The organism is Robertmurraya dakarensis (assembly GCF_900156875.1).
In the GTDB taxonomy this organism is placed as follows: Bacteria; Bacillota; Bacilli; order Bacillales; family Cytobacillaceae; genus Robertmurraya; species Robertmurraya dakarensis.
The window spans coordinates 1,220,868-1,240,341 of record NZ_LT707409.1 but is presented as its reverse complement, the minus strand read 5'-3'; the positions used below and the strand labels follow the sequence as shown (position 1 = coordinate 1,240,341).

Sequence of the window (19,474 nt, the reverse complement as noted above, 5' to 3'; positions counted from 1 at the left end):
AAGGCTTAACGGCCTTTTTTTATTTTTCTAAAAAAGAAGCTAGATACATAGTAAAATAAACCTATTTTAAAAAAACAGAAAGAAAATTTGAATCTTTGTCAATTTAAAGTCGTAAATTTATATGCGCAAATGAAGTGAGGTGATTGGATTGGGCAAAACTCAGAAAGTAATGGTAGGAATTACGTCAACTGCCATGTTGATCGGACTTACTGGCTGTGGATCGAATGCACAGGAGCTGCCTCCTGTACCTGAAGACTCTAACTGTACCGATTGGGAATGGGATGAAGATGATGGTGTATGGGAATGTGATGATCATAATTCTGTTTATTATGGACATTTTTTCTATGGTGGTCATTTTTATCGGAATAAGTCATCCCTCTATAAAGCGAAGGATTACATCTCCTACAAAAATAGTTCATCATTCAAAGGAAAATCTAGTACTTCGAGTGGATCAGGCGTTAAAAAGAGCTCTGGATTCGGCAGCGGCTCTAAGGTTTACGGAGGCTAAACATTTTGTAGAAGGAAAGGGAGTATTATCGTGAACTTATATGTAAATTTTGCTTCATATTTAGGAGTGGCACTGCTGCTTGTCTTGATTGGAACTATAATCTTTATTGTCAGTACACCCAAATTAAAGGAATTTAGCTTAATTGCTGAAAAAAACGTTACTGCCGCGTTATCCCTAGGAGGAAAAATTGTCGGGCTTGCCATTGTTCTTGGGGCTGCAGCGGAATACTCTGTTTCTTTGCTTGATATGGCGATTTGGGGGGGCGTTGGGATTCTCTCACAAATCATCGTATTTTTTCTAGCTGAATTAATCACGATTCGATATAGTATCCACAAGGCGATTGAGGAAGACAACCGTGCAGTAGGAATTTGTGTTTTTTCCTTATCTCTGTCAATTGGATGGATTGTTGCTAAGTGTTTATCTTACTAAGGATTGGGTGGAATGATGGAAAAACTGACCTATTATATCGACAAGGGGAACGGCAATTACGAACCCTTCTATGAATATACAGTCGCAACTGTAGGAGTAGATGAATTGTATGCGCGCCAATTGTGCACATATTTTATCATGAGAGGAAGACAGTACGAGTTAATAGCAAACGAGATGCATGAGGAAGAAGACACACTCGTGATCAAAGATCTAGGAAGGAACCCCCATGTTGCGGATGAAAGAGGATATCATGGAAAGGGACTGCATATTGAAATACGCAGACATCGTGAAACAGAGAATTTCAAACTGCTTACCGTTATTCCATGTCAGAGCCATTTTGATGTCATTCGCTATCTTTTAAAGGATATCATGACTATCCCAGGCCTTGGGCAAAAGGAAGTAACATCTACTGAAATTGATGAGGATAGAGGGGTATATGTTCTTTATATTAAAGACATTGGGGAGGTGTAACGGTTCCAATGGATACTTACCATGATCAAAGAAGAAAATTTTACGGTCAATTCAAAAATTTCTGGGCTGACTTGTATAATGAAGAATATGCTCTCTATGATATTAAATCGATAAACAGGGAAGAACTTCAACAGATTCGGTTAGCTAGCCAGCGAGTTGGACATATCTTTTTCAAGATATGCACATTGCTTCGGGAAGTTCCCGATAGGACTCTTCTTGAAATGGGCTTCCCAAAAGAAACGTTATCATTTATCAGATTAAAAACCTTAGAGGCCGAGACTGTGATATCTCGGCTTGACCTAATTCCTTGTGGGAGAACTTACAAATGCATTGAAATCAATGCAGATACACCTACTTTTATAAAAGAACTTTTCGCTGTCAATGGTGAGGTTTGTCAGGAATTTGGCTTCTCTAATCCGAATGAGAAAATGGATGAATGGTTATCTGATGCGATTCGTGTGAGTATCTGTTCCAGTAAACGTAAATTAGGTCTAGCTGATCCTAATATTATTTTTACTGCCCATGACGATCATATTGAAGATAGAGAAACAGTACTTTACTTGCGAGAAAAATCTGGCATTAAGTCAAGGTTTGTACCGCTTCATAAGCTGCAAATCCAAAAGGATGTCGGACTTTTCGATGAGCATGGAGTTAAAATTGATATTCTCTACAGACAAACCTTCCCAATCGAAAGTTTGATAACCGATACAGATACGGAAGGAAACAAAATTGGATTATGGCTCCTTGAACTGATTGAGAACGGCAAGCTTACTATCATTAATCCGCCCTCAGCCTTTTTGCTGCAAAATAAAGCAGTACAAGCGGTGATTTGGGGACTGCATATTGAACGCCATCCATTCTTCACATTTCAAGAACATGAATGGATACAAGAGTACTTCCTCCCAACTTATTTAGAGCCTGATTTTTTCATTGAAGAAGGTATGCAGTATGTGAAAAAGCCTGTGTTTGGCAGGGAGGGAGACACAGTTGGCATTTACAATAAAAGAGGAAAGCTTATTCAAGCAGACAGTCAGCAATCCTACCAGGAGTATCTCTCGATATATCAGCAGTACGTGGAGCATCCAATTGTAACATTTCAAAGTGAAAAGGGCGAACAAGATGGCAAGCTTTTAGTTGGCAGTTTTCTTCTAAATGGCAAACCAGCAGCGATCGGCTATAGAGTGGGTGGAACCATCACGAATAATTTATCCTATTATTTGCCGGTTGGGATGAGAAAGGAGGGAAGCTAGATGTGGATCTTACAGCGATTTTTTTCAAAAATATCGAAAGTAAGTTTGCTGCATGCAACTGTTCTTGCGCTGCTTTTGATTTTTCTTAGCAGCTTTGTTATGAAAATGGCAGAACCTGAAACATTTCCGAGATACATAGATGCACTTTGGTGGACCATGACGACGCTTGTAACGGTTGGTTATGGTGATTATTTTCCGGAAAGTGATTTCGGGCGTATTTTCACGATGCTGCTATTATATATATTTGGGATTGGTGCCATGGGGATTATTATTGGGAAGGTCTTCGAAAGCTTTAGCTTGTACAGAAAGATGAGGGAGGAAGGGAAATTGACTTATTCAGAAAAGGGTCATTACATTTTAATCGGCGCCTCAAAAGAAAAACTTCAACAAGTGCTAGATGAGATCCTTTGTAAAGAGGAAAAAACCGAAGTTGTGTTTGTTGACAATATGGAAAGAACACCGTTAGAGCATGAGAGACTCTTTTTTGTCAGCGGGAATCCTGCAGAAGAAGAGGTACTAATGAGAGCAAATATCCTCGAAGCAAAATCGGTCGCCATTTTTTCAGATGACCGCAATGATCATTCCGAATACTCCGATGGGAAAACTCTTCTCACAGCCTCAAGAGTTGAACATATTTCAAAGAAGTATGGGAAAAGTATTTACTCGATTGTTGAAATAAAAAAGGATAAGCATATTGCCTTATTCGAGCATGCTAATGTCGATGAATTCATCCTTTCAAATGATTCTATATCCCGCTTAATGGCACAGGCCGCGATTCACCATGGTTCAAGTAAGCTATTTAGGCAAATGCTCAGCAGTACTGAAGGAGAAAATCTCTATGAAATTAATGCAAAACCCCACTGGAATTCATACAAGGATGCTGCAATGGAATTATTTGAAATGGGGGCGACGTTGATATCTGACGGCAGCTCACTAGACATCGCCAGACGGCATCATGAAAAAATCCCAGCCAACGCGAAATTATTTGTCATTTGTGATGAACCTACATATAAAAAAATTATTAACTAGTCTATGCAACTGCTTTACGATAAAACAAATCCACGAAGCACTTGAAATAGCTCAAGTGCTTTTTCAAGATACACACAAAAGCGATCCTTTAAAAAAGAATCGCTTAGTTTGTTATATATTCAATAATTCCCGAACAGCATGAGAAAATCCATCTTCATCATTTGTTATTGTAACGACATCTGCTTCCTGCTGAATATGAAAAGGGGCATTTCCCATCGCAACGGATGTCGTAGCCGCTTCAAATTGAGAAAGATCATTCCCGCCATCCCCAAAAGCAAAGATTTCATCGAAATGCTCGCCTGTGATTTTCTGGTATCTTGTTAAAGCTGCTCCCTTATTGGCTTCTACAGAAGTGAATTCGACATTGTTAGGATGTGAGGAAGCCATCGATACTTCTAATTTACCTTCAATTGCTTCTTTTGCTCTATCGATTTTTTCAAGCTGGTCTTTACGAGAAACAGCCATCACTTTATAAATCTTAAGATTTTCTCTTTCAAAGATTTGATCGTAATCGTAGTTTTCAAATATTGGTTCTATCTCATCATCGGTTTTATCTTGAATCATTGGATTTCTGCAAGGGAAGCCGCCCTGATTGGTATACACCATAATCCATAGACCCAGTTCCTTGAGAATCGGAAGTAACTCACTTAAAATCGTATGCGATAAAGAAGCTTCATAAAGAATCTCTGAAGTGTTCGAGTACAAGACCGTGCCATTTATACTGAAAATTGGAAGTTGTAAACTTTTAATTTCCTCAAATTTAATTACATCTTCAAAAGCACGGCCGGTATTAATAATGACACTGTGCCCTTCACTTCGTAAATCCTGTAATGTCTTAAAGTTCTCTGGTGAAATTTTATGCTCGGAGTTTAATAACGTCCCATCTAAATCAATTGAAAAACATTTCATTGTGTATGATTCCTTTCTGCATATGGTTATGCTTACTATATCAAATTTTCCCTTTCAGCAAAAACTATTTTCCATTTTAGCCATCAACTTCCTCTACAAACACCCAAGTTCATATCAATACTAAAAAGTGTAGAAAAGTTTTAATAAGTAGATGGAAATTTGTATGTTCAGAAGAGTTAAATTCAACTATGATAGGGTTATATACATTGACTTAGGGGATAAACCAATGAAACCAATTCATGAAGATCATTTATTTTTAAATGCTTTTAAATATGCCGCTATTGGGATGGCGATTGTTTCTACAGAAGGACAGTGGTTAAAGGTGAACCCATCCCTTTGTAGAATTCTTGGCTATTCAATGCAGGAATTTGAACAAATGACCTTTCAGGATGTTACTCATCCTGATGATTTAGAATCTGACCTGCAAAGTGTTAATAAATTGCTACAAGGGGATGAGCTTTTCTATGAAACAGAAAAGCGTTACCTTCATAAAACAGGGGATATAGTATGGGGACATCTGAGTGTTTCATTAGTAAAAAATGATAAAGACCAACCTTCTTATTTTATATCTCAGATTCAAGATATAACAGAACAAAAAAAATTAAGTGTTAAATTGGCAGATAGCGAAGAACGCTACCGTAAATGGATTCGGAACTCTCCTGAACCAATGGCTATACATGAGGACGGGACACTTCTTTTTATCAATAAAGAAGGAGTTAAATTAATAGGCGCAAATTCTTATCATGATTTGCTAGGTGATCAAGTTCTCGACTATATTCATGATGATTATAAAAAAATTGTCTCAGAACGAATTCAATACATGGTTAACACAAATCAGCAGCCAGAACCTTATGATGTAAAACTAGTAGATTTACAAAGTAATGTAATAGATGTTAGACTTTCTTCCGTTCCGCTAGAGTATCAAGGAAGAAAAGTGATACAAGTTTTCTTTTCGAATATTACGCAAAGAAAACAAATTGAAGAAGCAATTAGAAAAAATGAAGCACAGTATAAAAGTTTAATACAATATAATCCAGATGCGGTATACGGTATCAATCTGGATGGAAACTTCATACTAGTAAATGAAACTTGCACGAGAATCACAGGGTATAACGAGGAAGAATTTTTGAGAATGTCGTTTCGTTCCTTAATTATCTTAGAAGATTTAAAGAAAGCAGAGGATGCTTTTAAAAATACACTTGAAGGAAAACCTCAGACGCTGCACCTAACCATACAAAAGAAAAATGGGAACAGGGTCATTATTAATGTGACTTCGGTACCAATTATCTTCGAAGAAAAGATAATCGGTCTTTATGCTGTGGCAAAGGATATTACGGAACAACTCCAAATTGAGAAAGAACTGCAAAAGAGCAATGAGCGATTTAAAGCAATTTTTGAAAAATCAGGAATTGGAATTGTTGTGTTAAACCGGCAAGGCAATGCGCTAGAGGTAAACACAACGTATTTAGATTGGTTCGGTAAGGCAAGCGAGGGGTTAAATACTGGTCAAGATGAAGAACAGTTATTCTCACAACTTTTAAATGGAGAACGAGATTCCTATCAAGTCGAAAAAAAATATGTGAGAGAGAATAGCGATATTTTTTATTCTGATATAACCATGACGATTCTAAAAAACCATGAAGAGGCATTTGCTCTTGGGATGGTCCACGATATTACAGATCGAAAACGCAGCGAACAACTCATTAAAGAGAGTGAACAGCGCTATCGCAGTGTAGTTGAGTTATACCCTGAGGGATTATTTGTTCATGGGGAAGAGAAACTTAAGTTTATTAACGAGAAGTTTATGAATTTAGTCGGGGCTTCTTCTATGGAGGGTGTTCTGCAGAAACCGCTCATCCATTACATTCATCAGGATGATCGCTGCAAAGTGAGTGAAACGATAAACTTACTTTCAGAACAGAAAAACCCTGATCCAATTTGTACTGAGGTGCGATGCATTCGCCTAGATGGCAGTTCATTTATTGGAGAATTAAGTATTACAAAAATGAAATATGATCAAGAGTGTGCGATTCTAGGTATTATAAGGGATGTTACCAAGCAAAAAGAAGCTGAACAAAAATTAAAGGAAATGAACGCAAGGCTTGAGGAAATATCGAAAATGGACGGCCTTACAGCGATTCCCAACCGTCGTAACTTTGATGAGGTACTGCAAGCAGAATGGAAAGCGGCAAGTCAAACCTCCATCCCGCTTTCGTTAATTATGCTTGATATAGACCATTTTAAAGCTTATAACGATACGTACGGCCACCATGGCGGTGATGAGTGTTTAAAAATGATTGCACAGACTTTAAAGAAATCTATAGAATACCATAAAGATTTTGCAGCACGGTACGGAGGGGAGGAATTCGCAATCATTCTTCCTGAAACCGACCAGGAAAATGCTCTTATTGTTGCAAAACGTTTGCATTCAATGATAGAAGACCTAAAGATTCCTCATATTGGTTCAAAAGTCTGCCCATATGTGACCATCAGTTTAGGTGTTTCTACACTGATTCCTACACCGCAGCTCCAAGCTCAGGAGCTGATAGTACAAGCAGACAGAGCCTTATATAATTCTAAAGCTACTGGCCGCAATCGGATAAGTGTGTATGCAAGATAAAAAAGAACCTTCCCTGCTGGTTCTTTTTTTGTGCAATTAAGACGATAGATTCGTAATGAAAGCACTATTCTAAAAAAATGATATAAAATCCTTGTTAATAATTCCGTTTATTGACAATATAGTGAATATTAAGTAATCTTTTTAGTAACGTATACACTTCAATTGGTAGGTATTCTTAGTTAATACGATCAACAGGAATGTCCTCTGCTTTTAGTGAGAACAGCTAGTGTTTAAAAAATTAATCTACAGTTTCTACCATACTCACGTCTATAAAACTATGTTTTAACACGATATTTACCGTATATTCCCTTAATTCGAATTATACCCTAATTTTATAATTTAGAAATTACCAGATTTATACATATTTACCCTAAAACAGCTAATATCCGCGGCATATCTGAAGTTGTCAACGATATTAAAGAGGAGGTTTCATTTCAAATGAATATAAAAACAATCAATAACCTTTCAGTTCCTGTGATTGTTGCGCCAATGTTTCGGGTTTCTGGGCCGGAACTAGTGGTTAATGCGTGCCGCAGTGGAGTGATTGGCTCTTTTCCGGCTATTAATCCTAGAACCATAGACGAACTGGATCAATGGTTATCACAAATATCCAGCAGTCTTGCTGATGTACCAGATGCAGCACCATATGCGGTGAATATGGTCATTCGCAGCGAAAGATTTTCAGAGGAACTTGAATTAGTAAAGCGGTATCAGGTTCCTATTGTCATTTCCAGTGTCGGATCGCCTAAAGCGGTTGTACCTGCTGTTCATTCATACGGCGGTTTAGTTTTAGCGGATGTGGCGACTCTCCAACATGCTCGAAAAGCAGTTGATCTGGGGGTAGATGGGTTAATTCTTCTTTGTGCTGGAGCCGGCGGAAATACAGGCTGGGTTAATCCTTTTGCATTTGTCCGCGCAGTAAGAGAATTTTATGATGGCATCGTTGTTTTAGCTGGAAGTGTAATGGATGGCACAAGTATTCGAGCAGCTGAGGTGCTTGGAGCCAATCTCGTATATATGGGTACTAGATTCATAGCTTCTGAGGAAAGCATGGCTGAAATAGAATATAAAAACACATTGATTGATGTTGACGCAGATGATGTTATGACAACCAAAGCAATCACGGGCATCCCTGCAAATTTCCTGCGTCCAACGATTGTATCTGCGGGCTTAGATCCTGACAATTTACCTGCACACTCTGAATTCAATATTGGAGTCAATCGGAAAAAGCGCTGGAAGAATATTTGGTCAGCGGGTCAAGGTGTAGGTGCAGTCAAGGACGTTATGTCCGTTTCACAAATTGTAGAACAGCTGGAAAAAGAATATAAAGGCAGCTAGTAAAATTTAGATCTATGAGGAGGAAGAAATATGAGTAAAGTGATATCAAGTATGGCAGGAACTGTATGGAAGATTGTCGTTAATGAAGGAGACCAAGTTCAGGAAGGGCAAGAAGTAGTGATTCTTGAATCAATGAAAATGGAAATTCCGATTGAAGCAGAAGCAAGTGGAACTGTGAAGGAACTCAAAGTGAATGAAGGGGACTTTGTTAACGAAGGCGATGTTTTGCTTGTGATTGAATAATGCAATATGGAATTAACAAAACTTCTCTCCCTTTTTCTTAAAGGGGGAAGTTTGTTTTAAATTTACAGTATATTCTGAAAATTAGAAGTGCATAAAAGTTTATAAAAAGAGGTGTTTATCGCATGGAGGAAATTATTTTTCCTAACCTATTATCAGAAGGCTATATAGGGAATGTGAAATTGAGAAATCGCATCATCATGCCGCCGATGGAAACCAATTTGCCATCGATTGCCGGTGAAGTCACAGAGCCTCTTCTTCGCTATTATGAAGAACGTGCAAAAGGCGGGCCGGGCGCAATCATCGTTGAGTTTACGGGAGTTGATTCGAACACAGGAAAAGGTACACAAACTCAATTGCTTCTTGATTCTCACGGTTTTATTAGCGGCCATAATCAGTTAGTGGAGGTTATACATAAATACCGCTGTAAAGCATTTCTACAGCTTCACCATGCGGGAAGACAAACAACAAAAAGCATCATTGGGACAACGCCAGTGTCTGCATCGAGTATCCCGTGTAAGGTTATGAAAACGGTGCCGAGGGAAATGGAAACTGAAGAGGTCTATGAAATGATTGAAAAGTTCGTAAAGGCAGCGCATCGTGCCAAGCTGGCGGGATATGATGGGGTTGAACTTCACGCAGCACATGGTTACCTTCTTAATAATTTTCTTTCTCCTTATTCGAATAGAAGGCAGGATGAATTCGGAGGGAGTACGGAAAATCGGGCTCGAATCGTGACAGAAATCATCAAGGGTATAAGAGAGAAGGTTGACAGGAACTTTCCTATTATTGTCCGATTTAGTGTCGATGAGTTTGTGCCGGGCGGTTTGCAAATTGATGAGTCGATCAAGCTGGCTCAATGTTTCGAAAAAGCAGGAGCGGCTGCAATTCATGTATCTACCTCTATTTTTGAAACCATGGAAAGAAATGTCGAACCAATGCCGCTGCCAGATGGTTGGAGAATTCCACTTGCAGCGAAAATTAAGGAAAATGTCTCGATTTCAGTGATTGCAGTCGGGGCGATACGGAATCCAAACATGGCTGAGGAAACATTATCTGAAGGAAAAGCAGATTTCGTTGCAATCGGCCGGGGGTTATTGGCTGATCCAGAATGGGTTAAAAAAGTAGAAAGTAATCAAGTATCTTCCATTAATCAATGTACCTCTTGTTGCTACTGCGTTGAACGCGTGTCCACACACCTGCCTGTTCGCTGCTCTGTCAATCCTAGGGCAGGAAAGGAAAACATTTTAGGACCATTTATAAAGGGGATAGAGAAAAAGCAGAAGGTTGTCATCGTCGGCGGTGGTGTTGCCGGTCTTGCAGCTGCCGTTTTTGCCGCAAAAAAAGGACATGAGGTCAGCATCTATGAAGCTTCCAGCGAATTAGGGGGATTGATCGATGTTGCAAGTGCAGCCCCCCATAAGCATAGATGGCTTTACACAAGAGAGTATCTCCTTCATGAAATCGATTCATTAAGAGTAAAAGTATTTCTAAATCAACACATCAATGAGGAAGAAATAAAGAAATACTCTGATGCAAAGATTATTATTTCAACAGGCATGACACCTAAAGATGATGTGGTAAACGAACAAGGGAATATCCCTGTTTTTAATGTAGTAGAACTTTTACGAGAAAAGCCCTTAATTGAGAATAAAAGAGTGTTAGTTCTTGGTTCAAGAGGAGCTGGGTTAGAGGCTGCGCATTATCTGGCAGAACAGAATAATAAGGTATATGTCCTCAGTCGTTCTGGTAAAAAAGACATTGGTGCAAATATCGATTTTATTAATCGAAAAGTGATGATGCAGGAAATCCGAGAAACTACGATTGAATTCATATCAAATAGTGATATTGCCTCTATCGAAGGTCACAATGTTCATTATCAACAGGATCAAACAAATAAAGCCGGAATGTTAGAGAACATTGATTTCATAATCCAGGCACGAGGCTTTCATGCAAACGATCCTTTCAAAAATAGGAATCTATTCAGAATAGGAAGCGGAGCCGGCCCGAGAAAAATTAGTGATTGCTTCAGTGAAGCCTACGATGTTGTTGAGCAGTTAACGTACAGCTAAATAAAAATGAACAGATATTAGGAAACGGGAAGGAAGAAGGTGTTCTCTTGATAACACTTTAAGCTAGAAAACTACCAATCTGTCGTAACTGTCCTAGTGAAATGGGAAAAATAGAGGAGGTCATTTGTTCATGAGCAATCCGAATTTGTACCAGCTGTTAAATCCTGATTCTGTTGCTGTCATTGGCGTGTCAAGAACGGAAGGGTCAATAGGTAATACGGCCATTAAAAATTTTGTGGATGGAGGTTTTAAAGGGAAGGTATACGGAGTGAATCCGAGATATCAATCTGTCGAAGGATACCCCTGTTATCCCTCTTTAGCGGACATCCCTGATTCTGTTGATGCCGTCATTATTGCTGTTGCTTCGCATCTTGTCGAAAATGCGATTCATGATTGTATTGCGAAAAAAGTGAAATATGTTGTTATTTTTTCTAGTGGATTCGCAGAAAAAGGCGCGGAAGGCCTTCAGAAGCAAAATGAAATTCTTGCACTTTGCCAAGAAAATGGTATCCGTGCAGTGGGACCCAATACAATTGGAACCTATAATTTAAAAAATAGAATTCTCTTAAGTTTTACACCGCTTGGCAGGATGGAAATTGTGGATGGTGATGTTGGAGTTGTTTGTCAAAGCGGTGCTACTTGTATCACTCTTTTGTCGACAGCGATGGAAGAAAATATTGGATTTAACTATGGCCTCACATCCGGGAACCAAATGGATCTCACCTCACTAGACTTCATTGATTTCTTGGTGGAAGAAGAGGAAACGAATATTATAGCCACCTATATCGAGGGTGTTCCAGATGGGAAAGTACTAGAGGAAATTTCAAAAAAGGCATTGCGAAAGCATAAGCCGATTATTATTTTAAAAGCGGGAAGATCTGAAGCGGGCCAGCGGGCCGCTCTATCCCATACAGCATCATTAACAGGAAGTAATGAAGTGTTTCGTATGGCAGCAAAAAGTTTAGGATTGACTCATGTACAGGAGATTGAGGAAATGGTAGATGCGATAAAAGCTTTCCGCGGCAGAAAACGCCCAAAAGGAAATCGAGTCGCAACGGTGGTTATCTCAGGGGCAACGGGCATTATGCTGGCTGATAAGTTAGCGGAGTTAGATTTTGATCTCATTCCATTATCTTCAGCTACTCAGGAAAAACTATTTGAAGAGGTGCCACTTTACTGTTCAGCCGCAAATCCGGTAGATATTGGCCAAACTTTGCTTTATAATCCTCGGCTTTATAAGCATTGCATCGAAACTCTTGTTGAGACAGAAGAAGTCGATATGATAGTCCTGCATTTGCCTATTGGGACAAATGCTGGAGGATTAACGTTCGCCCAAGAGATTGTAGATGTTTCGAAAACGACAGACAAACCGATTATTGTCATTACCACTGGGCCAGAACGAAGTATTGCTGAAGTTAGAAAGTTTTTAACAGCACACCATATCCCTGCCTACAGTTCGATCAGAAGCGGTGCTGAAGCAGCTAAGTACTTATTGGACTATGAAAGAAGCTATCAAAAACTACTGCAAACTGTAGAGAATGATACTAATTCCTCTTTGGAGAGACATTCTCTTCTGAAAGGGACGAAGTCTGTTACAGAACCACAAGTGAAAAAACTGCTTGCTCAGCACAACATACCAGTTCCCTTAGGGTTTGTAGCAAAACGTGAAGATGAGATTGACAAGGGCCTCTCGAATTTGAAATTCCCTGTTGCAGCAAAGATTGTATCGGAAGAGATTACTCATAAAAGTGATATAGGCGGGGTGGTTTTAAATATAAAAAATGAAGCTGCCTTGAGGGAAGCTTTCAAGACAATTATGAGCAATGCTGAAAGTCATGATGTTTCAGATAAAGTAGATGGGGTTCTTATAGAAGAAATGGTTGAAAGTCCAAAACAGGAAATGATTGTAAGTATCCGGAAAGATCCAGTGTTTGGCCCGATTATTCTGTGCGGGCTAGGGGGTATTTATGTGGAAATCATGAAGGATGTATCCCAGCGATTAGCACCGATTTCTGAAAAAGAAGCATTAGAGATGCTGCAAGAATTGAAGTGTTATCCGCTTTTAGCAGGTGTTCGTAATGGTCAAATTTTCGATATAAGTGAGCTAGCGAAGACCTTGTCCAGTATTTCAAAAATCGCACAGTCTTTAGAAGGTCCGTGGGAAGAATTAGAAATTAATCCACTGGTCGTACTGCCAAAAGGCGAGGGTGTTATGGCTTTGGATGGGTTGATTACTTTATCCGAAGAAGAGGGTGTTACGAAGTTAGGCACTGTTAATAAAAAATAAGAATTTAATCCTATTTCATATTTTCCTACATATTTCCAACAAGCAGGTTAAAAATAATAAAAAGGAGGTTTTCAAGAGATGAAAAAGTACTTTTTATTATTGTGCCTAAGTTTCTTTCTTTTCTCATTAACAGGCTGCGGTGATGAAGAAATGCCAGAGGAAGGAGAACAAATTGAGGAAATTGAAGAGGAAGATGAAATTGGTGATGGCGAAATAGATGATGAATAATCCCTAAGTGGGAGACAATTTATAATAATATTTACAAAAAGGGGTGCCTAACGTTAAGGCACTCTTTTTGTTTTGTAAAAAAGACAGCTAATGATATTTTCCCATTATTTTAATCAAACTTTTCCTCATTTTTTTAAACCTTTGCACATATTATTGACATTGAAAATCATTATCATTTAAAATTTGATTAAGACATTACCCTCTTGAACGAACAAGGAGGATGTTCTTTAAATGTTGATTATGTATAAAGAGGAGAGTAGAACATGACAAACAAATACCTGAATGTCTCCATAAAAACCATGACTGACTACCATTTAGAGTCATTTATAAGATGTCCACATGCATTTTACTATGAATACATATTAATGCTGAATTCCAGCCACAGCGATTGGAGAAATGTTGTCCAATCTGTTATCAATAGAATCGTTCATCATTTTTATCAACTTCCACTCAAAGAACAAAAACCCTTGAATCTGATGAAATTAATACAGCACTATTGGAAAGATGTAGATGTGCAATTATTCGAATCAAAGGAAAATTACTATATGATATTAGCCAAGACGACCGATCATCTGCTGAAGTTTTTACCGTCGAAGAAAAAACAGATGCCACCGTTATTTTTGTACCAAAAGTTGAATACTTTTATTGCGGAGTTAGAAACACAAGTTTCAGTCACTTTTGAAGTAGCGGAATGGTCGGTAACGTCATTCTCGATAAAAAAATACCTGATGGAAGCCGACGAGCAATTAATCCAACTATATTATCACCTTATATCTGTTTTTTCAGATAAAGCGTTTGGAAAGCTTCCTGATAAAATTGAAATCATTTCGCTTTTAGACGGAAAAAGACACGCTATTACACCCACTTCAGAGAATTTAGAGATAGGAATAATGTACCTTAAGTATATGAAGATTCTGCTGGAAGAGCCTAACAACTATTATAAAGATAAGTCTATAACGGATTGCGGCAGATGTCCCTTCGTTCATAAATGCCAAGAGATTCAAGTGAGTGCCAATGAATTTAATAAATATGAGGATTTGTTTCATTAATATAAAAAAGTACACCTTCGAGGAGGAGCGTATGGGATCGTATTTCATGGTGACAGATTCTGATGGAATAAGGGTAGAGTGTATCCATTACGGTTATAAAAAAGAGAACGCAATTCGCTCTATACAGAAATTGAAGAAAGGCGACATTGTGAAGGTTAGAAATCAAGGGAAATTCATTTGTGGAATCGGCTGGTACATCCTCATTGTCATCAATAACAAAGAAAAAATGTTTGTTTATATTAAGAATCTGGAAAATGCTATGGAATCAAATCAGTTACAATCATTACTAGATTTAGAGTTAGAAAAATATTATTTAGGTTTTCTCGTAGATAATGCATTAGATACAAGAAACAGAGATTTGTTTATGAAAGTATCACATAAATATAGAGAAATAGTCCCTTTAATGAAAAACTACAATATTTACTTTTCCATGCCACAGTAGATATGATGGGAAAAAATGACGGATATCAGCCGAATTTTACGGATATCCGTCTAGTATTTTTTACTCAAATCAAGTTCTTTCACGCCGAGACCAAAATAGTACTGGGATCAAAATCAGCGAAAGTACCCCGCCTGCCAGCGATAGTACAGCGTAGCTCGATTGGGCTGCAATTACTCCAGAAAGCACCCCGCCTGTTGCTCCGGACAAAGCGATGAGTACATCGACAGAGCCCTGCGTTTTGGCACGGTCCTTAATGGTTGTTGCATCAACAAGAATGGCGGTACCGCTAATTAAGCCGAAATTCCAGCCAATTCCGAGCAGCGAAAGTGCGATGACCAAGACAGGGATCGAATCAGCGGGACCAAATGCAGATAATGCTCCAGCACCAAGCAGTGTAACGCTTGCCGCAATTGCCATCGCATTCCGGCCGATTTTATCAACAAGAATGCCGGTTAATAGAGAAGGAAGGTACATCGCACCGATATGGAAGCCAATGACCATGCCGACCTCTTTTAGGCCATGTCCATGGTGGCCCATATGAACAGGCGTCATGGTCATAATTGCAACCATTACAAACTGTGTTAACACCATCACCGCAGCGCCGAACACAATGCCTCGTTGATTGGATACTTGCAAATTAGGATTATCCGCAGCCAAACTATCCTTGTTGTTTTGGCTGACATGCAGCATGGCCTGTGCGACAATGAGCGGATCCGGGCGAAGCAGTGCTAGAAGTACCAGCCCAGCGACAATATATGCGGCAGCAGCTAGAATGAACGGACCTGAGAGAGCAGGGAGTCCCATTGCAGTGGCAAATTGTCCCATCGGCTCAACAAGATTAGGTCCTGCAACCGCACCAAAGGTCGTTGATATCATGGCAATGCTGACAGCCGTTGCCCGCTGTTTCGAACTAGCCAGGTCTGTACCCGCGTAGCGTGCTTGTAAATTGGTAGCTGTACCAGCACCATAGATTAATAATGAGACAAACAGAAAGAAAATATTGTTCGATACCGCTGAGAGGACAACTCCAACGGCTCCAACACCCCCTGTTAGAAAACCTCCTGCAAGCCCTAAACGGCGGCCGAATTTTTGGGACATGCGTCCAACGATTAATGCAGCACCGGCTGAGCCTAATGTAAATAGCGCTATTGGCAGTCCCGCAAAACTATCCGTTCCGAGCATCTCTTGCGCAAGCAATGCACCGACCGTTATCCCTGCAGCGAGCCCTGCTCCTCCAAAAATTTGTGAAATGACCACAATAATTAAGGTCCGCTTATATAATTGTTGCAGCTTTTCAGGTGAATCTATATAGGTTTGCAGCCAAACTGGCTGGCTTTCTAATGCTTTAGTATCTGACATTACAAATTATCCTTTCAAGGTGGTTTCTATGTACCTATTAACATTCTAATATACCATAACCCGTAATGCTATACATGCGTGAAATTAAGTTGGGGAAACTCTAAGATGTCTTTAAAGTATGTCCAGCTTCGACGGTAATTGGAGAATATTAAAACAGGAAAAAGCTTAAAAAAACATAGCAAAAGCCATTATTGAATTTATAATTCAATAATGGCTTTTGCGGAATGTTATACTCTATTTCGGTAAAATCAAAAAGCAATACTATTAATCAATGGCTAAAGAATTATTGTCTCTTTTCCTTAAGGCTTGTAATTTTCGCACATGTTTGTCATCGATTTGTTTTTCAATCCGTGCAATTTCCTTTTTGTTTCCTAGTATTTCTTTCTTATTTGCGCTGATTAATGCTCTCATGTTAAGTAGTTGTTTTCTCATGATCATATCCCTTTTCTTATAAATTTTTTTGAAAATACTATTAAAAGAAAATGCAATTTCTTTAATTTGTTTGATTATTCTTATAATACAATAATAATACATATTTTTAGAATTGTAAATATATTTAGAAAAATATTGCATAATATATATCCGTTTGTATGAACTAATGAAGCAATCTATTTAACTGTTCCACATGTTCCTCATCATGACTTAGTATCTTCTGCACCAGTTCTAAGCTTTCCTGATCTAAATCACCTTTTACAAGTTCCTTTGAGATTTCAATTCCTCGTTTCTCTCCGACAAGGGCATCCTTCAGAATATCATCATTTCCTTTAGTGGATTCTGTCAAATTTTTCATCCATTCAACCATTTTTCCTTTCAAGCCTACATCATTCGCTGGTACGCCGCCAAGGTCTTGAATTCTTCTAGCAATGATGTTGGCATGCTGCTTATGACTATCCTGTATTTTTTGCAGTAATTGCTTAATTTCAGTGTCCTCAATTTCATGGATATATTGATCATAGGCATGTATCGCCATGAAATTTCCTTCAAGGAAGTTATTTAATTCATTAATTACTTTTTTATTCATATTGGTATCTCCTACATTTTTAACCATATATTCTGCTGTTTGTGAAAAATTATTCAAAATGAAATGAATCAACAGTGCGAATAAACTATTCTTTTGATTCAAACGCTACCAATATAAAGGAAGGTGGACATTGCGATGTTAGAAATTACAGAACAAAGGCTATGTGAAAACTGTCATAAAGAAACCAAACATATTGTTCGAGAGGGGGCACTAGACATCGAATATATTTGCAAGGACTGTCATAACAAAGAAGAAATTATAAAAACGTTTTTTTAATTTAAAAACAGACAGGGAGAAAACCACCCTGTCTTTAAATTTGGATAAATAGCCTTCGCAAAGACTTCATCGAAACAATTAGGTACAGTTACAAGGTACATGCTCCCTAAACTAATGATATTCGTACAAGCACTTTGCCCGATGAAAAATAGAATGCTTATAATAGGAATTCTTTAGGAGGACTAATATGAGTAAGCTATTTTTCGCAAGACTAAGTGGGTCTCAGGAAGTTCCGGCAGTATCCACGAATGCTTTTGGGTTAGCCAAGTTTAAAGTTAGCAGCAATGATAAAAGGATGGGTTTTCGGCTAGTTCTTAATCAACTCAACAATTTTACCGAGGCACATATCCATTTAGGTGAAAGAGGGGAGAATGGACCAGTCGTCGCTTTTCTTTTTGGTCCCATACATCCTGGAATTAGTGTAACAAGAGGTATGGTAGATGGAATTATTACGGCTGAAGATCTTGTTGGCCCATTGGAGGGGAAATCGTTTGAAACTTTAGTAGATTTGATGAGAGAGGAGAAAGCGTATGTAAATGTTCACACAGTGCAAAATCCTGAAGGAGAGATCCGTGGTCAAGTTGAGAGGTTTAAAAAGATTACTGAGTGAGATAAAGCCTGATGCTCAATTTTATTCGGGTATCAGGCTCCCACTCGTTCTGGGTAAGGGCAATCTTTAATATGACAATGGTGACAATGCGTTTGTTTGATCAATATGAATAAAAGCATCATATCGTTCGGAAAGGCGGGAAGGTACATAATTTCCGAAATGTTCGTATTCTGGTTGATAGACAACACCAATCGCACGATGACCAATCTCAAAGTTAAAGAGCTCTTTGTTCTCATCGGTGAATATCAAATACTGGTTGCTTGGATTTGCAAGATGAAGAGCTTCCTCCCAGCTGCCCTCAATTCCTTTAGGAACAGTCATGATCTCAACAGGGTCACCCCAGTTTTTCGCAGCAATGACACTGCCTTGATAAGTACCTAATCCTATACTAAAAACATTTTCAGGCCCAAATTTCTCGCGCATCAATTGACCGACATTTACCATTCCTTCATTAGCCATATCCGTTGCACGAGCATCTCCGATATGGGTGTTGTGTTCCCATATAATTCCTTTAGCATCAGACTTATAATAATCAGAAATATATTCAAGTGCTTCGACCATATGCCGGTCCCGAATATTCCAGGATTCATTATCGTTTGTAACCATTGTATGATAATAATGTTCCGCATTAGCAGCCACAATCGCATTGATTCTTACATTAAGCGCTGTTTCGGGATCATCATGGCGTATTTCCTTATTTTTTTGGATTGTGTATAGAAGTTCTAGAATTTCTTCCATGCAATCCTCTCCATAAAAAGCAGCCGAAACCCCGTACATTTCAGGTTTCCGATTAAATGGTTCGAAGCATTTAACCGCCTCAAGCGCTTTTTCAAGAACAGGGGAATCGATTTGTTTTAAGTACTCGATGATCGCGTCCATTGATTCCCAAAGACTATACACGTCAAGCCCGTAAAAACCAACCTTTTTCTCTTGATGTGTTTGATTATATTGATATAACCATTCAACTAGTTCAAGAATCTCTTTATTTGCCCACATCCAAGAAGGCCAGCGGTTGAACGCTTTTGTCAGCACTTCTTGTGCATTGCTGTACTCAGGTGCTAATCCTTTAATGAAGCGGTTGACTTCATAACAAGATGGCCAATCACCTTCAACAGCAATAAAAGAAAATTGGTGCTGCTCGATTAATTCTTTTGTCATCTCAGCACGAGTGGTATAAAACTGACTAGTGCCATGACTTGCTTCACCAAGCAATATGTATTTTGCTTTTGCCGCACTCTTTATTAATGGTTCGAGATCGGACTTACTTTTAAAAGGTACAGCATGATTACGAATTTGATCAATTAGTCTGTCTGTCTTCAGCAACATCTTTCACCTC

The 19,474-nt window shown here is 38.7% G+C and carries 20 protein-coding genes; 15 read left to right on the top strand and 5 right to left on the bottom strand.

Translation table 11 applies throughout. The features are described from left to right. The first annotated feature begins 139 nt into the window (after positions 1-139). From CZ487_RS14905 to CZ487_RS14885, 5 genes are read left to right on the top strand one after another with little or no spacing between them, the layout of a single operon-like run. Positions 140-508: an aminotransferase yhxA gene (locus CZ487_RS14905; protein WP_237562896.1), complete on the top strand. Its 369-nt coding sequence runs from the start codon at positions 140-142 to the stop codon at positions 506-508. Between the two features lie 30 nt (positions 509-538). Then, positions 539-937, top strand: coding sequence for a DUF350 domain-containing protein (locus CZ487_RS14900; RefSeq protein WP_077213084.1), 399 nt, complete (start codon positions 539-541; stop codon positions 935-937). Between the two features lie 12 nt (positions 938-949). Further along, a complete protein-coding gene (locus tag CZ487_RS14895; protein ID WP_237562895.1) occupies positions 950-1,408 on the top strand; it encodes an RNA helicase in 459 nt (152 codons plus the stop codon). Between the two features lie 8 nt (positions 1,409-1,416). Next, positions 1,417-2,658, top strand: a complete 1,242-nt coding sequence (locus CZ487_RS14890; RefSeq protein ID WP_077213082.1) for a glutathionylspermidine synthase family protein — start codon at positions 1,417-1,419, stop codon at positions 2,656-2,658. Further along, the gene (locus CZ487_RS14885; protein ID WP_077213081.1) at positions 2,659-3,687 is read left to right on the top strand and encodes an ion channel; all 1,029 of its coding nucleotides are present in this window, start codon (positions 2,659-2,661) and stop codon (positions 3,685-3,687) included. 111 nt (positions 3,688-3,798) lie between these two features. Here the strand turns inward: CZ487_RS14885 and CZ487_RS14880 are convergent, their stop codons facing one another. After that, a complete protein-coding gene (locus tag CZ487_RS14880) occupies positions 3,799-4,596 on the bottom strand; it encodes a Cof-type HAD-IIB family hydrolase (protein ID WP_077213080.1) in 798 nt (265 codons plus the stop codon). A 226-nt stretch (positions 4,597-4,822) separates the two neighbouring features. Here CZ487_RS14880 and CZ487_RS14875 point away from each other — a divergent pair, with 226 nt between their 5' ends. The 8 genes from CZ487_RS14875 (at position 4,823) to CZ487_RS14845 (ending at position 14,872) form a co-directional block, all read left to right on the top strand. Further along, positions 4,823-7,216 (top strand): PAS domain S-box protein, encoded by a 2,394-nt coding sequence (locus tag CZ487_RS14875; RefSeq protein ID WP_077213079.1) that lies wholly within the window; start codon positions 4,823-4,825, stop codon positions 7,214-7,216. A gap of 438 nt (positions 7,217-7,654) precedes the next feature. Next, complete coding sequence (locus CZ487_RS14870) at positions 7,655-8,554, top strand: NAD(P)H-dependent flavin oxidoreductase (RefSeq protein ID WP_077213078.1); 900 nt, start codon at positions 7,655-7,657, stop codon at positions 8,552-8,554. Between the two features lie 30 nt (positions 8,555-8,584). Next, positions 8,585-8,797, top strand: a complete 213-nt coding sequence (locus CZ487_RS14865; protein WP_077213077.1) for an acetyl-CoA carboxylase biotin carboxyl carrier protein subunit — start codon at positions 8,585-8,587, stop codon at positions 8,795-8,797. 122 nt (positions 8,798-8,919) lie between these two features. Continuing rightward, positions 8,920-10,866 (top strand): NADH:flavin oxidoreductase, encoded by a 1,947-nt coding sequence (locus tag CZ487_RS14860; protein ID WP_077213076.1) that lies wholly within the window; start codon positions 8,920-8,922, stop codon positions 10,864-10,866. A gap of 130 nt (positions 10,867-10,996) precedes the next feature. Beyond that, entirely contained in the window at positions 10,997-13,153 is a 2,157-nt protein-coding gene (locus tag CZ487_RS14855; RefSeq protein ID WP_077213075.1) for an acetate--CoA ligase family protein, read from the top strand. A 78-nt stretch (positions 13,154-13,231) separates the two neighbouring features. After that, positions 13,232-13,381 carry a hypothetical protein gene (locus CZ487_RS27205; RefSeq protein WP_202617840.1) on the top strand — a complete coding sequence of 50 codons (150 nt, stop codon included), beginning with the start codon at positions 13,232-13,234 and terminating at the stop codon, positions 13,379-13,381. Between the two features lie 263 nt (positions 13,382-13,644). Then, on the top strand, positions 13,645-14,430 hold the full coding sequence (locus CZ487_RS14850; protein ID WP_084783284.1) for a hypothetical protein: 786 nt from the start codon (positions 13,645-13,647) through the stop codon (positions 14,428-14,430). 31 nt (positions 14,431-14,461) lie between these two features. Beyond that, entirely contained in the window at positions 14,462-14,872 is a 411-nt protein-coding gene (locus CZ487_RS14845) for a hypothetical protein (protein WP_077213074.1), read from the top strand. A 69-nt stretch (positions 14,873-14,941) separates the two neighbouring features. Here CZ487_RS14845 and CZ487_RS14840 read toward each other — a convergent pair whose 3' ends face one another. From CZ487_RS14840 to CZ487_RS14830, 3 genes are all read right to left on the bottom strand, one after another. Then, positions 14,942-16,231, bottom strand: a complete 1,290-nt coding sequence (locus CZ487_RS14840) for an MFS transporter (protein ID WP_077213073.1) — start codon at positions 16,229-16,231, stop codon at positions 14,942-14,944. 264 nt (positions 16,232-16,495) lie between these two features. Next, entirely contained in the window at positions 16,496-16,663 is a 168-nt protein-coding gene (locus CZ487_RS26960) for an FbpB family small basic protein (RefSeq protein ID WP_161949649.1), read from the bottom strand. Between the two features lie 163 nt (positions 16,664-16,826). Then, complete coding sequence (locus CZ487_RS14830; protein WP_077213071.1) at positions 16,827-17,252, bottom strand: DUF2383 domain-containing protein; 426 nt, start codon at positions 17,250-17,252, stop codon at positions 16,827-16,829. Positions 17,253-17,387: 135 nt separating this feature from the next. Here CZ487_RS14830 and CZ487_RS27200 point away from each other — a divergent pair, with 135 nt between their 5' ends. Together CZ487_RS27200 and CZ487_RS14825 are read left to right on the top strand one after the other, a co-directional pair. Continuing rightward, positions 17,388-17,528, top strand: coding sequence for a hypothetical protein (locus CZ487_RS27200; RefSeq protein WP_202617839.1), 141 nt, complete (start codon positions 17,388-17,390; stop codon positions 17,526-17,528). Between the two features lie 187 nt (positions 17,529-17,715). After that, positions 17,716-18,138, top strand: a complete 423-nt coding sequence (locus tag CZ487_RS14825; protein ID WP_077213070.1) for a CHRD domain-containing protein — start codon at positions 17,716-17,718, stop codon at positions 18,136-18,138. Positions 18,139-18,204: 66 nt separating this feature from the next. On the opposite strand, the gene CZ487_RS14820 is transcribed toward CZ487_RS14825, so the two are convergent. After that, positions 18,205-19,464, bottom strand: a complete 1,260-nt coding sequence (locus CZ487_RS14820; protein WP_077213069.1) for an erythromycin esterase family protein — start codon at positions 19,462-19,464, stop codon at positions 18,205-18,207. Between the last annotated feature and the right edge of the window lie 10 nt (positions 19,465-19,474).